This window comes from Planococcus maritimus (assembly GCF_001687625.2).
GTDB lineage: Bacteria > Bacillota > Bacilli > Bacillales_A > Planococcaceae > Planococcus > Planococcus maritimus.
The window spans coordinates 1407630-1421818 of sequence record NZ_CP016538.2 but is presented as its reverse complement, the minus strand read 5'-3'; the positions used below and the strand labels follow the sequence as shown (position 1 = coordinate 1421818).

The following is a 14189-nucleotide window of genomic DNA, read 5'->3' as shown; positions in this document are numbered from 1 at the left end:
ACCTTGCTTTATTTATTTCCAGAAGAGTATTTCTATATTATAGATAACTTTCCGCTGAAAAGTAAAGCTTTTGCGTATATTCATCTATCTCCAGGAAATACCCCATAGGCTACAGGCGGTCGCCTCTTTGTTTACGGATGCCGTCCACCATGATCCATTTGCTGTCATCGCCAACCGCTACGGTCTTGTTCGCCGAATCCACACTCATGATATTTTTGACACGGACATTTCGCGCACTTTGCTGGCCGCCCATGATGGAAATGTCTGAACCTGCCGTACGAAAGCCACGCACTACGCCGTTAGACAGCGAAATATGTTCGGCACGATACTGGATAGCCGATGCTGGACGTCCTTTGTAATCGTACAGCGGGTCGCCTTTAAACAAAAAGCGGTTGACCGCAACGTTGCGGTAGCCCGAAATGACGAGCGCACGTGGCGATGAATCTTTATAGAGCCTCGTCTCGACAGGTGCCAAGGAAACGAGGCGCTGCGCTTTGATGTTATAGGCAGACAGCGATTCCGGATCTTCTCGCAGATGATGCCCGATATGGCGAAAATTAAACGAACGGTTGTCGTTAACGGATAAATGACCCGAAATGAAGACGCCAGACGCTGCCGAAGAATTGGCGTGGGCTTTGATCTCCACTCCCCCGAAACAACGCGAAGTGGAATTATTAAATAACCAAACATGTCTCGACCCGTCATCGATTTCAATGCCATTGGAATTTGAAAAGCCTTTTTTATGCGCTTTTCCGCTCGGGTCAGAGAAATGGCAATTGGAGACAAACACATAATCGCTATGATGAGTCGTCAAACCGTCGTCGCCAAAACCAAAGCCATTGACCTTATCGACCCAAATATATTTGCTGCCGCCCCTGCCGCGCATGCCGTCGCCCGCGTAATTATAAAGCGGCGAGGTAATGTCAACGCAATGCAAACCGGGGTTGATCGCTTCGACATCTCTCACCCAGCCGTTGGTAACCCCCGCAAAAGTGATGCAGCTCGAGTAATTCCCCCAACTATTTGTGCGGTCTGTATGCCCGAGCCGTTCTACGTTCCAATCGAGGCTCAAGCTTTCGACCGAGATATTGCGATTGCCATTGACGTAATTGGAATTCGTCAATAGCCGGGAACGTTTTGGTGCTTTTGGGTGCAGTTTGATAACAGAAGCGGTTTTTCCTGCACCAACGATTCGGCTCCATGAAGGGACACGGATGCCTCTCGCGATATAGACACCAGGAGGAACTGTCACTTCCACCCGGCCGTTGCCAAGCGCTTTTTTGAACGCTTCGGTGCAATCCGTCATGCCATCGCCAACTGCGCCATAGTCGCGTATATTGACGCGGCGGTTGATCGTCGAATCGAGTTTTTTGTATTCGCGGTCAAGTTTGCCTTTCCACTCCGGAAACAGATCCTGCCCAAAAACAATGGTGCCATAGCCGTTATCATCCGCCACTTCATAGTCATCGGCAAAAACCGACCACAATTTTTCGAAGAAATGGACCGGCCGCTTGATGCGTACGCGGGGAAGATCTTTCTTGATGTCATTGAACAGCGCTTCGGTCTCCCTGGTTACCTGTTCTAGAGGGGTGGCATCGTTCAATAGCTGCCCAATCAATTCATTATTTTGCACAGGATCATACCGTCTGTCCAATTCGATCATGGAAATCACCTCTCTCCCAAGTTTCTTTCTCTACCATACCCTACCGTCAGAAAAAAAATCACCTTGCCCAAAAGGCAAGGTGATTTTCTTAATATTGCATCAAAGTTGTAACATCGTAGCCATCGAGATTTTTGCGGCCATCCAAATAAGTCAATTCGATCAAAAATGCGCAGCCAACTACAACGCCGCCCAATTGTTCCACCAAATTGATTGTTGCATTGATCGTGCCGCCTGTTGCTAAAAGATCATCTGTGATCAAGACGCGCTGTCCCGGTTTGATGGCATCTTTATGCATCGTCAATACGTCCGTGCCGTACTCAAGGCCATATTGTGCACGAATCACTTCACGCGGCAATTTGCCTTCTTTGCGAACCGGCGCAAAACCGATTTCCAGCGCATAAGCAACAGGGCAGCCAATGATAAAGCCGCGAGCTTCCGGCCCAACGATAATTTCTGCGTCCACTGTTTTCGCGTATGCAACGATTTGGTCCGTTGCGTATTTATAGGCTTCGCCACTGTCCATCAAAGATGTAATATCCTTGAACCTGATTCCTGGCTTCGGCCAATCTTCGACAATCGTAATATACTGCTTTAAATCCATAATTCTTCCTCCTTGGCTGACACTTGGGCGTCAAACCAGTCTTTTAGATCCCGATAGGATGCATACAAGAGCTTCTGTTCTAAAGCAATTTGCCGCTCGCGCTTTTGATAAGCCGGCGCTTCCGTCAAATCACGTTTTCCCGGAGCCTGTGCAATCTCGGTAATTCCATTGTTAAGTGTAACAAAACCGAGTTCAAAAAACACCTGAAGCATGAAAAATAATGTTTCCCGGCTCCAGCCTTTATGTTTGGCGAGTTCGTCACCGTTCTTTTTGAAGTCGAACGTGCCGCGCTTTTTAACGAAACCGAATAACCATTTAAACTGGTCGCGGTCCGGAATACGTTCAAAGTATTGGGATTCCTGGGCATAGAAATGCGCATAGACCCGCTTTGGCTTTAATTGCTTCAGCACAGACGATAGTTGCTCTTCAGAATCCGGCAAATCAAGCAATACTAGATGATCTTTTGCAGTTCCCTGCTCAGCGAGTGACTGTGCCGAAACGATCGGCCCATCAAGCAATGAGCTGAATACCGCTTCTGTCTCTTGTTGAAAAGCGACGTACACTTGGTTCTGAGCCGGGATAAGCTTAGACCAACGGCTCACTTGGCGAATGCCGCGGATGTCGAATAACTGCCATTCATCCGTGCGGATATCTTCTACCAAAAGTTGTGGCTTTTTACGGCCGTTCCATTCGTTGATCTGCAAATCGCCGATGACATCGATTTTAACGTCGGGCGTCAGTTGATCGCCGAGTTCGCCGATGCCAAAGCCAACTGCATCCAATGTGGAGCTGTTTTGCGCAAGCTCCATTTTGAGATGCGCTTGGCTTGCGCCGATTTTCCGGATGCCCGCCACTTTAACGCCTTCTAGATAGAATTTGGGCTTCGCGAAACCCATGCCAAATGGCGCAAGCCGGCGCATGCCTTCAATGGTTTCCGTGTCCACTTCATCTAGAGAAACTGGAATATCGATTGACACAACCGGCACCAAATCTTCAGCCGTCAATGCATTCTTTGCCTGTTCGTTCAAGCGTTCTCGTAATTCATCTACATCGGCTGCCGCAAGCGTCATGCCCGCTGCCATCGGGTGGCCGCCAAAATGCGGCAGGATGTCGCGGTTTTTGGCAAGTTCGTTGTATAGATGGAAGCCTTCGATACTGCGCGCCGAACCTTTTGCTTTGCCATTCGCCAAATCAAGTGACAATACAATTGACGGACGGTAAAATTTCTCGGTCAATTTCGAGGCTACAATGCCGACAACGCCAGGGTTCCAGCCTTCCTGGGCAACGATAATGACGTGCGGCAACTGCTCGCCGTAGCGCGCTTCTACTTGCTCAATTGCTTGCTCAGAAATCGCCTTAACGATGGCCTGACGTTCTTTGTTCAAAACGTCCAAGCCATCTGCGAGTGAACGAGCTTCTGACGGGTCATCCGTCATGAACATCCGCACTGCCGGATCAGCCGATTGCAAGCGGCCAATCGCATTGATGCGTGGGCCGAACATAAAGCCAATCGTCTCTTCCGTAATATCGCGCTGCTTGACGCCTGCCACATCCGCAAGCGCTGCAATCGCAGGCATCGGCGAATCCTGTAAGGCCCGTAAGCCTTCTTTGACCAGCACGCGGTTTTCACCGTGCAAAGGCACTAAGTCAGCGATGGTGCCGATTGCGACTAACTCCGTCAAATGATCCGGAATGTCGCCATAAAGCGCTTGCGCCATCTTGAACGCCACTCCGACACCGGCCAATTCGCCGAATGGGTAATTGCCCTGTGGATGCCGAGGATGGATGATCGCGAGCGCTTCCGGCATCTCGTCGCCGATATCGTGGTGGTCACTGATGATGACGTCCATGCCGAGTTCGTTTGCCAAGCGTACTGGCTCGATGCCGGATACGCCGTTGTCTACGGTGACGATCAATTTGACGCCTTCAGCGTGAGCTTCTTTAAACAGCTCTGCATTCGGGCCGTAGCCATGATCAAAACGGTTGGGGATTTTAAACGATACGTTCGCACCCAAATCTTCGAGCACCGTCATCATGACAGTCGTACTCGTCACGCCATCGGCATCGTAATCGCCGTAAACCAGAATTTTTTCTTCCGCTTCAATCGCCTGTTGGATACGCGCCACAGCGACGTCCATATCCTTCATCAAAAACGGATTATGTATGCCGGATAATTCGACGGCCAGAAATTCTTCAGCTTTGTCCACCGTGTCGATTCCGCGCGTGACGAGAATCTTCGCCAACACAGAAGACAAGGATAGCGCTTGCTGTAAATTTTGTACCGCTTGTTCATCCGGACTTGTCAATTGCCATCTTTTTTTGGATTCAATCATTGGTTCTCACTTCCTCACCCGTCCATTATACAGCATCAGCGAGCAGACAAAAACCTTTCGGCTAAGCGCCGAAAGGTTCATTTTTTTACAATCCGTCACGGCTCGAGTCCGGACGGCGATCTTCTGTATCGTTGACGCCAAAGTCATCGCGTTTTGGCTGCGAGCGAAGCGACTCGTCCTGATCATGTGTCCGTTCTTCACCGGTGACAACCATCGCATCAGGCGAGACACCCGCCTTCTGGTATTCTGCAATTTCGTTTTGCTGTGTCGCGATAAGTGATTCTTTGACCGCCACGTCTTTTTGAAGCGTCTTCACTTTGCGCTTCAATTGGTAATTGCGCGTCATGGCAAGAATACTTGATAACAAGAACCCAAGCAAAGCGGAGACGAGAATGACGAGTATTAACGGCCACTCTGATTCTCCAAAGACATAATTGACCGGCACATTATCGACATTAAACACTGCGAAAATTGCGATGATGATAGCAAAAACAAGTCCGAGCAATAGGAGCCATTGCAATTTCATATAAACCACCCTTTCTTCGTTCAAGCTGCGTACACCTTGCCTCATTTTGCACAGAAAAAGGGACAAGGTATCATTATCCTATACCCTGTCCCTTTGTCCTATTAAACTTATACGACTGGTTCGTCAGAGCCCCATTTGGACTCTTGTTCTTTCTTCTCGATATCGATCGGCCCTTTCTTTTTCAACTCGCCTTTTTTCAAGACAAGCCATAGCTGGGCAGCGATGAAAATCGATGAATAGGTTCCTGCGATCAAGCCGATCAAAAGCGCAATCGAGAAATTGGTAATCGATGCAGCTCCGAAGATCAACAGCGCCAGTACGACGAGGAAGACCGTCAGTACCGTATTGATCGAACGCGTCAAAGTCTGGCGTAGTGAAGTATTGACGATTTTCTCCAATTGCTCCACTGTTTCGACTTTTTTAACGCGGCGCATGTTTTCGCGGATCCGGTCAAACGTGACAATCGTATCGTTGATGGAATAACCAATGATCGTCAGTACAGCGGCGATAAAGGTAATATCCACCTCGAGACGCAAAATGCTGAATGCCGCAACGATGAAGAATGCATCATGCAATAACGCCACGACAGAAGCAACCCCCATGCGCCATTCAAAGCGGAACGCCACATAGATGATAATGCCGACTGCAGCGATGGCAAGGGCATACAAGGCATTCTGTGCCAGTTCAATGCCGACGGTCGGCGATACGGTCGAGACGTTTGGTTCGATGCCGTATTCATCCACAGCCGCCGATTTCAATTCCTCAATTTCTTGCTGGCTAAATTCCTCTGCATAGCGAACAACGCCAATGGAAGAACCTTCTCCTGCCATGACAATGTCATCGGAAGGGAAGCCAGCACCGTCAAGGAAACTTGCCACTTCGTCTTGTGATAAGGAAGATTCAGACGTGACTTCCACGCGTGTACCGCTGGAGAAATCAATGCCTAAATTCAATTGGAAAATCGACAGCACGACCATACCTGACAAAATAAGCGCAAGCGAACCAGCGAAGAATTTACGGCGGTTGCCAGCAAAGTCAAAGCGGTCGTAAGGCGTTGTCAAATCGGTGATGTGCAATTCCTCTTCTTTTGCATGAATCTTGTTCTTTGATAAGCCGAACCATCCAGGCTTATTATCTAAGAAGCCGCTCCACACCCACAGCCCAAGTAACAAGCGAGAGCCCCAAACGGCCGTCAAGAAGCTCGCGAGAATCGAAATGATTAGCATCGTCGCAAAGCCTTTGACAGAGCTGGTACCGAAGTAGAACAACACAGCTGCAGCGAGAAGCGTCGTGATGTTCGCATCAATGATTGCTGAGAACGATGATCTAGCACCTGTACGGAATGCATCTCGCACAGACTCACCGGTCCGCAGCTCTTCACGTATCCGCTCGTAAGTGATGATATTGGCATCGACTGCCATCCCGACACCGAGCATGATGGCTGCAATACCTGGCAAAGTCAAGACGCCGCCGATCCATTCGAAGATCACGAGAATCAAATAAACGTAAGCGGAAAGTGTGACAACAGCAATCGCGCCTGGGAAACGGTAGAACAATAGCATGAAGATCAACACTGCTGCGATGCCGATACCGGCTGCGAATGTCGTCTGTTCAAGTGCCTGTTCCCCAAACTGCGCACCGACCGAGGTCGAATAAATTTCTTCTAATTTCACCGGCAAGGCACCAGCATTTAAAATACCCGCCAAGTTTTGCGTTTCCTCTACAGTAAATGAACCCGAGATTTCAACGCTTGGTGAATTGATGCGCTGAGAAACGCGCGGGTCAGAAACAAATTTCGGATCAGGCTTTAAACGTTCTTCCTGATAAGAATCAACGCCTTCTTCGAAATCGAGCCAGATGACCAAGACATTATCCGGCGCGGATTTTTGGGCAATTTCGCCAGTCACTTCGGCGAATTTACCGGGTTCGTTCAGTTCCAGCGTAACGATCGGCTGGCCTTCCTGATTGAAAGTGGCCGTCGCGCCGCCTTGAGCAAGGTCGTTACCGGACAGCATGACATTGTCATCTGCGTCGCGGAACGATAAATTCGCTTCTGTTGAAAGCAGTTCGCGTGCTGACGATTGGTCTTCGATGCCCGCCAACTGAACGCGAATTCGGTTGCCGCTTTCGATTTGGATATTCGGTTCACTGACGCCAAGCACATCGATACGGCTTCTCAGTGCATCCGTAGTATCCGATACAACTTCTTCTGTAATTTCCTGGCCTTCTTCAAGCTCTTCCACTTGGTAGAGAACTTCGAATCCGCCTTGCAGATCGAGCCCGAGATTGATGTCTTTGGCGATCGGCAGACTGGTCGTGCCAACGAGCCCGATGAGCAGAAAGACCAACAGGAAAAAGGCGATGATGCGAGATCTTGCTTTCATATGTATAGTTCCTCCTCAATATAGAACACAGCACTTACATTATCGGTGACGTGCCAAAAGGTGTCAAATCCCGCGCGATTTCGGTCGCGCCGGACGAAGAAGCTGCTGCAGGTCCTCCATGCTGTCTTCCGTGAAAAAGTTTGCGGTTTTAAAGCCTTCTACCTGATGATACGCGACAAAGTCGGAAGCGGTCAGATCCATGATATCTGACACCATTTCATGCAAGCGCATATCTTCGACTTTTTTCTTTTTCCACGCTTTTTTCAGGCAATACTCCCACAACGCTTCCGGGGTGAATGTTTCGTATTGCAAATACGTGAATTCGCTGCATTTGCTCTCTAATGCTGGCAGCACTTGCTCGTATTTTTCCGGATAGCTCATCATGTTGGTTCTCCTTTCTGCAGTTCTGTTTCCATTGTAACTCCCAGATGGAAATTTTAGAACAAATGCATGAAAATTTTTGGAAAATTGTTTAATTTATTTTTGTTAACATAGGTTAATGAAATCGCTCCAGGCGGACGCTTTCGGGCTCACAGGATGTGGGTCATGCATCTGGCACGACAGGACGTCGCGATGCCAGCTGCCAGGGCATGGCCTCAGCCGCCTCTTGTTCGCTAAGCAGTGAGTTCAAAACGCAGCTGCTCCCACATCTGCGAGGCAGATGCGTCGCAAATGAACAAGCTCAAATGTCTTTCGCTTATTCATTAGTCGCCGCCTTCCGCTCTTTCATTTGAATATCTAAATTAGATAGGAAACAAACCAAAATAGGCTACTTAATCCACAGCTTTAGTTGTTTTGCATAATATTGTTCTTAAAAAGGCTATAAATAACTTTGTTCAGTTAGAGTATAGTGGTTTTCTCCTTGGACGAAAAAAACGCCTCCCGAAAGGAAGACGGTTTTTGCGGTTGCTTATTCTACGATGCGGGCGATTGCCTGGCGCTCGAATTGCATGCGCGTGCCATCTGCTACCGTGATGTAGATCGTAGCGTCGTCTACTGCGTCGACTTGGCCATGCAAGCCGCCGATCGTCACGATGCGGTCCCCACGCTTTAGTTCCGACTGCATGTTAGCTGTCGTTTTTTGGCGTTTTTGCGCCGGGCGGATGATGAAAAGCCACATCAGCAAGAACATCAATAGTAAAGGTGATAACGCAATTAATGTTTCCATTGTTCAATTTCCCCCTTTCGTGTTCTCTATCGTTTCGAACTCAGAAGTTTTTTGCATTCGGTTTGTTGAATCCGTACGCTTCAAAAAATTCTTCGCGGAAATCTCCCAGGCGGTCTTCACGAATCGCTTGACGCACCTGTTCCATTAAGTTTAACAGAAAATGCAGGTTATGATAACTCGTAAGGCGAATTCCGAAGGTTTCATCGGCGCGCAATAAATGATGGACATAAGCACGCGTGTAATTCGTGCATGTATAACATGTACATTTCTCATCGATTGGCGTGAAATCACGCTTGAACTTAGCATTTTTCAAGTTCAGTCTGCCTTCGCTTGTCATCAACGTGCCGTTGCGAGCGATGCGCGTCGGCAACACGCAGTCGAACATATCGATGCCGCGAATAGCACCATCGATCAAGGAATCAGGTGAGCCAACGCCCATCAAATAGCGCGGTTTATCGAATGGCATAAACGGCGTCGTGAATTCGAGCGCACGGTTCATGACGTCTTTTGGTTCACCAACAGACAATCCACCGATCGCATAACCCGGGAAATCGAGTGCGACGAGGTCTTCTGCACTCTGCCGGCGAAGATCTTCGTATTCGCCGCCTTGAATGATGCCAAACAAGCCTTGATCCTCAGGACGTGCGTGGGCTGCTAGGCAGCGTTCCGCCCAGCGAGAGGTCCGTTCCACACTGGATTTCATGTATTCATGCGTCGCCGGGTAAGGCGGGCATTCATCAAACGCCATCATGATGTCAGAACCGAGATCGTTCTGGATTTGCATTGCTTTTTCCGGGCTCAAGAACAATTTATCGCCGTTCATATGGTTGCGGAAATGAACGCCTTCTTCTTTAATGTTACGGAATTCACTAAGTGAGAACACTTGGAAGCCACCGGAATCGGTCAAAATCGGACGATCCCAGTTCATGAATTTGTGCAAGCCGCCCGCTTCTTTAATGACGTCATTTCCCGGGCGCAACCACAAATGGTAGGTGTTGCTCAAGATGATGCCAGCGTTCATGGCTTTCAGTTCTTCCGGGCTCATCGTCTTAACAGTCGCTTGCGTCCCGACAGGCATAAATGCCGGCGTTTCAAAAGAGCCGTGTGGCGTATGGACGATGCCGAGGCGTGCGCCTGTTTGTTTACATGTTTTAATGTGTTCGTAAGTTACTGCATGGGTCATGATTCGGTCTCCTTTTTCTGTGGTTCAATAAACATCGCGTCGCCAAAGCTGAAAAAGCGGTAGCGCTCTTTGACGGCTTCATTGTATGCATTTAAGATAGCATCTCGGTTCGACATCGCACTAACGAGCATGACGAGCGTCGATTTTGGTAAGTGGAAGTTGGTGATCAAACCGTCCACCGCTTCAAAGCGGTATCCTGGATAGATGAAAATATCTGTCCAGCCATTGTCTTCTTGTAAGGTGCCGCCAAATTTCTTCGCGACCGACTCGAGCGTGCGCGTCGACGTCGTACCGACGGAAATAACACGGCCGCCTCGCTGTTTGGTTTCATTGATGAGCTCTGCAGTTTGTTGCGTGATGCGGTAAAATTCCGCGTGCATTTCATGGTCTTCGATCGACTCGACTGATACCGGACGGAATGTGCCAAGCCCAACATGCAAAGTGATAAACGCGATGTTGACCCCTTTGTTGCGGATGTCATTGAGCAATTCGTCGGTAAAATGCAGTCCGGCTGTCGGCGCTGCGGCACTGCCCCGCTCTTTCGCGAAGACCGTCTGATAGCGGTCCTGGTCTTCCAGCTTTTCGCGAATATAAGGCGGCAGCGGCATTTCACCTAACTGGTCAAGAATCTCATAGAAAATGCCGTCATAAATAAATTTAAAATAGCGGCCTCCATGGTCCAAGATCCCTGTGCATTCGGCGCGCAATAAGCCGTCGCCAAATGACACGACCGTGCCGATTTTCACTTTTTTCGCTGGCTTAACAAGCGTTTCCCACACATCTTCTTCGGTCTGCTTTAATAGCAGCACTTCGATATTGGCGCCGGTCTCTTCTTTTGTGCCCATTAGACGCGCCGGAAGCACGCGGGTGTCGTTCAATACGAGCGTATCGCCTTCGTGCAAATGGTCCAGGATATCGCGGAAATGCTTGTGCTCGACCGCTCCTGTCTCTTTGCCCATGACCAAAAGTCGGCTCGACGTACGGTCAAGCAGCGGCGTTTGGGCGATCAATTCCTCTGGCAGTTCAAAATCAAAATCGTTTACATTTAATTGCTGTTCGTTTGTAAGTTTCGTCATTCAGGCATCTCCATTTTAAAGTGTTCGTAAGCAAGAGGCGTCACCATGCGCCCTCTTGGCGTCCGTTGAATAAATCCGATCTGCAATAAATACGGTTCGTAGACATCTTCAATGGTCGTCGATTCTTCCCCGATGCTGGCAGCGATCGTGTCCACGCCAACCGGCCCGCCGCGAAAACGGCTAATCATGCCAGTCAATAGCTTGTGGTCAATGTGATCCAGTCCGAGCGGATCGACTTGAAGCATCTCGAGAGCTTGCTCGGCCATATCGGTCGTGATCGAACCGTTGCCTCGCACCATCGCGTAATCGCGTACGCGCTTTAACAAACGGTTGGCGATACGTGGGGTTCCACGGGAACGGCGGGCAATTTCAATAGCCGCGAGCGGATCGATATCCGCTTCAAACAGAGTGGCGCTGCGCTCGACGATATCGGTCAAAGCTTCCGTGTCGTAATACTCAAGCCTTGATAATACGCCAAAACGGTCCCGCAAAGGAGCGGACAAGGCCCCTGCGCGTGTCGTAGCACCAATCAAGGTAAATGGCGGCAAGTCGAGCCGAACAGAGCGCGCGGTCGGGCCTTTGCCGACGACGATATCGAGACAGAAATCCTCCATCGCCGGATACAGCACTTCTTCGATCGAACGGTTCAAACGGTGAATTTCATCGATGAACAAGACATCTCCTGGCTCAAGTGATGAGACAATGGCTGCCAAATCGCCCGGCCGTTCAATCGCAGGACCTGAAGTCATCTTCACCCCGACTTCCATTTCATTAGCAATGACAGTCGCAAGCGTCGTTTTCCCAAGACCCGGTGGCCCGTAAAGTAGCACGTGATCAAGTGATTCGTTGCGCATTTTCGCCGCTTCGATAAAGATCTCCAGGTTATGTTTTACTTTTTGCTGGCCGATGTATTGCGACAAACGCTGTGGACGCAAGGATTGCTCAAAGCGCTCATCAAATTCCGAAACTTCGCCGTCAATGATGCGTTCTTCCATGGCGTTCGCCTCCTCGTTAAGTTTGTTTCAATAATAATTGAAGAGCTTTTTTCATGAAGCCTTCTGTGTCGAGCTCAAGACCTTTGAGTTGTGGTTTCACTTTCGTGATCTCGCGCTCCGAATAGCCAAGTGCGCCAAGTGCAAGCATCGCTTCTTCAAGCTCTGACTCGTCGCCGCCAAACAAATCTGGCTGCCCTTCTTCTGTATACGATTCCCCGAAGAAATCCGTCAGCTTGCCTTTTAGGTCCAAGATCATCTGGCGGGCGGTTTTTTTGCCGACGCCAGGGAATTTCACTAAATACTTCTCGTCTTCCTGCTCGATCGCCTCGATGACAAACTGCGGCTGGCCGGATGCCAAAATCGCAAGCGCACCTTTTGGGCCGATGCCGGATACGCTGATGAGCTTACGGAATAATTCCCGCTGCTCAAGCGTCGGGAAGCCAAACAAGAACTGAGCGTCTTCCCGTACGTGATGATGCACAAAAATCTGCAATTCATCCGAGCCGAAAGAATACGGGTTCGGGGCAAAGATTTGCCAGCCGACCCCTTGCTGCTCCACTACCAAATATTCAGGTGTCACACGGGTGACTTGCCCTTTTATGTAATCGTACATTGCACTCGCCCCTTCATTTTCAACCTATTGATTATACCATATTCCGCCCGCTCCTACGAAGAAAGCTATCCGGTTCTTCCGGCTCTTTCAATCAGGCAATAGCTACTATAAAAAGAGCTCCCCGATGATTGAAGTTTCTCTTTATGCTAAAATGGAGTATAGCAATATCGAGCAACGGAGGGTTTTCATGAAAAAATTATATGGCGAAGAACGCCGCAATGTTTTATTGGATGAGCTGAAGCAGTCAGGGCGACCGATGACTGGCAGTGAACTCGCAAAACTCGCGCACGTATCGCGGCAAGTCGTGGTCGGCGATATGACCTTATTGAAGGCAAAAGGTGAACCGATTATCGCCACGAGTCAGGGCTATTTGTATTTGGACCCAAGCGGCAATAAACAAGTGAGCCGACGCATCGCCTGCAATCACCTGCCACAAGAAACAGAAGCGGAACTGCGCTTATTGGTCGATTGTGGTGTCACCGTCAAAGACGTATCTATTGAACATCCTGTATACGGTGAGCTGACTGCAGGAATTCATGTGTCGACGCCACTTGACGTGGACTTGTTCATGCAGCGCGTACGCGAAACCGGCGCAAGCTATTTACTGGAGCTGACCGAAGGCACACATATCCACACCATCACTGCAGATCTCCCCGAAACACTCTCGCAAGCGGTTGAAGCGATGAAGCAGCACGGCTATTTGCTCGAAGAGGCGGAATAAGAAAAAATCCCCGGATGCCTGAGGCGTCCGGGGATTTCTTATGTGACTGCTTATCACGAATTGTACGTATAGTAGGAACCTAGCGTCTTAACGCCGCAGCCAAGAGCCGTGAGCTCTTCGAACGCCCCACGCATCATCGCGGCATTCTCATCTTCCAACACATCGGCAATGAAAAAATAATTGCCGAGCCCTGTTTTCAAAGGCCGCGATTCAATCTTCGACAAGTTCAACTGGCGCCATGCAAAAACGGACAGCACTTGGTGCAAAACACCAGAACGGTCATCTTTTGGCGGCGTGATCATCAAGGTCGTCTTGATTTGCGCTTCGTGTCCCGGATCCGTCAATTTGTGATTGCTTCTCGACAAGACGAAAAACCGCGTATGGTTGAAGTGGAAATCGTGAATGTCGCGCTGCACGATGTCCAAACCGTACTTTTCCGCTGCGTAATCATTGGCAATCGCCGCAATATTTCGCTCCGGAAGTTCTGCGACCATTTTCGCAGCCGCTGCCGTCGAACTATATTGCTCGAGCGGCGTATGCTTATACGTGTAGAACAAATATTTATGGCATTGCGCCAAAGCATGCGGATGCGAATAAATCGCTTCAAACGATTCCGCCCCCCGGTTTTCGGGATGAACGAGTAAATGCTGCTCAATTGGCGACAGCACTTCCGCTGTCACATACAGTTCCGCTTCGTGGAATAAATAATCCACCGTCAGCGGCACTGAACCTTCGAGTGCATTCTCTAGCGGCACAACCGCATAATCGACCGTACCATCCGCAACCGCTTCAATGCATTCGGGAATGGTCGTATACGGCATCAGCTGTTCTGTTGGAAACACTTTAGAAGCAGCCAAATGCGTGAACGACGCTTCCGGGCCTAAAAACGAAATTCTCTTTTTCTCTCTAGTCATGGACTCATTCCC

13 protein-coding genes are annotated in these 14189 nt (G+C 49.4%); 1 reads left to right on the top strand and 12 read right to left on the bottom strand.

Annotation, left to right across the window (positions count from 1 at the left end; all coding sequences use genetic code 11):
• Positions 1 to 109 precede the first annotated feature (109 nt).
• The 11 genes from BBI11_RS07135 to ruvA form a co-directional block, all read right to left on the bottom strand.
• Positions 110 to 1663, bottom strand: coding sequence for a glycosyl hydrolase family 28-related protein (locus BBI11_RS07135; protein ID WP_083389024.1), 1554 nt, complete (start codon positions 1661 to 1663; stop codon positions 110 to 112).
• A gap of 88 nt (positions 1664 to 1751) precedes the next feature.
• Positions 1752 to 2264: an adenine phosphoribosyltransferase gene (locus BBI11_RS07130; protein WP_068461876.1), complete on the bottom strand. Its 513-nt coding sequence runs from the start codon at positions 2262 to 2264 to the stop codon at positions 1752 to 1754.
• Positions 2255 to 4597, bottom strand: coding sequence for a single-stranded-DNA-specific exonuclease RecJ (gene recJ, locus BBI11_RS07125; protein WP_068461874.1), 2343 nt, complete (start codon positions 4595 to 4597; stop codon positions 2255 to 2257). The genes BBI11_RS07130 and recJ overlap by 10 nt, the downstream gene beginning before the upstream one ends.
• A gap of 85 nt (positions 4598 to 4682) precedes the next feature.
• The gene (locus BBI11_RS07120) at positions 4683 to 5123 is read right to left on the bottom strand and encodes a LapA family protein (protein WP_083389023.1); all 441 of its coding nucleotides are present in this window, start codon (positions 5121 to 5123) and stop codon (positions 4683 to 4685) included.
• Positions 5124 to 5230: 107 nt separating this feature from the next.
• Positions 5231 to 7507 (bottom strand): protein translocase subunit SecDF, encoded by a 2277-nt coding sequence (secDF, locus tag BBI11_RS07115; protein ID WP_068461872.1) that lies wholly within the window; start codon positions 7505 to 7507, stop codon positions 5231 to 5233.
• 63 nt (positions 7508 to 7570) lie between these two features.
• A complete protein-coding gene (locus tag BBI11_RS07110) occupies positions 7571 to 7891 on the bottom strand; it encodes a post-transcriptional regulator (protein ID WP_068461870.1) in 321 nt (106 codons plus the stop codon).
• Between the two features lie 526 nt (positions 7892 to 8417).
• Entirely contained in the window at positions 8418 to 8675 is a 258-nt protein-coding gene (gene yajC, locus BBI11_RS07105; protein WP_068461868.1) for a preprotein translocase subunit YajC, read from the bottom strand.
• A 40-nt stretch (positions 8676 to 8715) separates the two neighbouring features.
• Positions 8716 to 9858, bottom strand: a complete 1143-nt coding sequence (tgt, locus tag BBI11_RS07100; protein WP_068461866.1) for a tRNA guanosine(34) transglycosylase Tgt — start codon at positions 9856 to 9858, stop codon at positions 8716 to 8718.
• Entirely contained in the window at positions 9855 to 10934 is a 1080-nt protein-coding gene (queA, locus tag BBI11_RS07095; protein WP_068461864.1) for a tRNA preQ1(34) S-adenosylmethionine ribosyltransferase-isomerase QueA, read from the bottom strand. Before queA ends, tgt begins: the two co-directional genes overlap by 4 nt.
• Positions 10931 to 11929 (bottom strand): Holliday junction branch migration DNA helicase RuvB, encoded by a 999-nt coding sequence (gene ruvB, locus BBI11_RS07090; protein WP_068461863.1) that lies wholly within the window; start codon positions 11927 to 11929, stop codon positions 10931 to 10933. The genes queA and ruvB overlap by 4 nt, the downstream gene beginning before the upstream one ends.
• A 16-nt stretch (positions 11930 to 11945) precedes the next feature.
• Positions 11946 to 12542, bottom strand: coding sequence for a Holliday junction branch migration protein RuvA (gene ruvA / locus BBI11_RS07085; protein WP_068461861.1), 597 nt, complete (start codon positions 12540 to 12542; stop codon positions 11946 to 11948).
• Positions 12543 to 12729: 187 nt separating this feature from the next.
• On the opposite strand from ruvA, the gene BBI11_RS07080 reads away from it, so the two are divergent.
• Entirely contained in the window at positions 12730 to 13263 is a 534-nt protein-coding gene (locus BBI11_RS07080; RefSeq protein ID WP_068461859.1) for a transcription repressor NadR, read from the top strand.
• A 53-nt stretch (positions 13264 to 13316) separates the two neighbouring features.
• Here the strand turns inward: BBI11_RS07080 and pheA are convergent, their stop codons facing one another.
• Entirely contained in the window at positions 13317 to 14177 is an 861-nt protein-coding gene (gene pheA, locus BBI11_RS07075) for a prephenate dehydratase (RefSeq protein WP_068461857.1), read from the bottom strand.
• Positions 14178 to 14189: the final 12 nt, after the last annotated feature.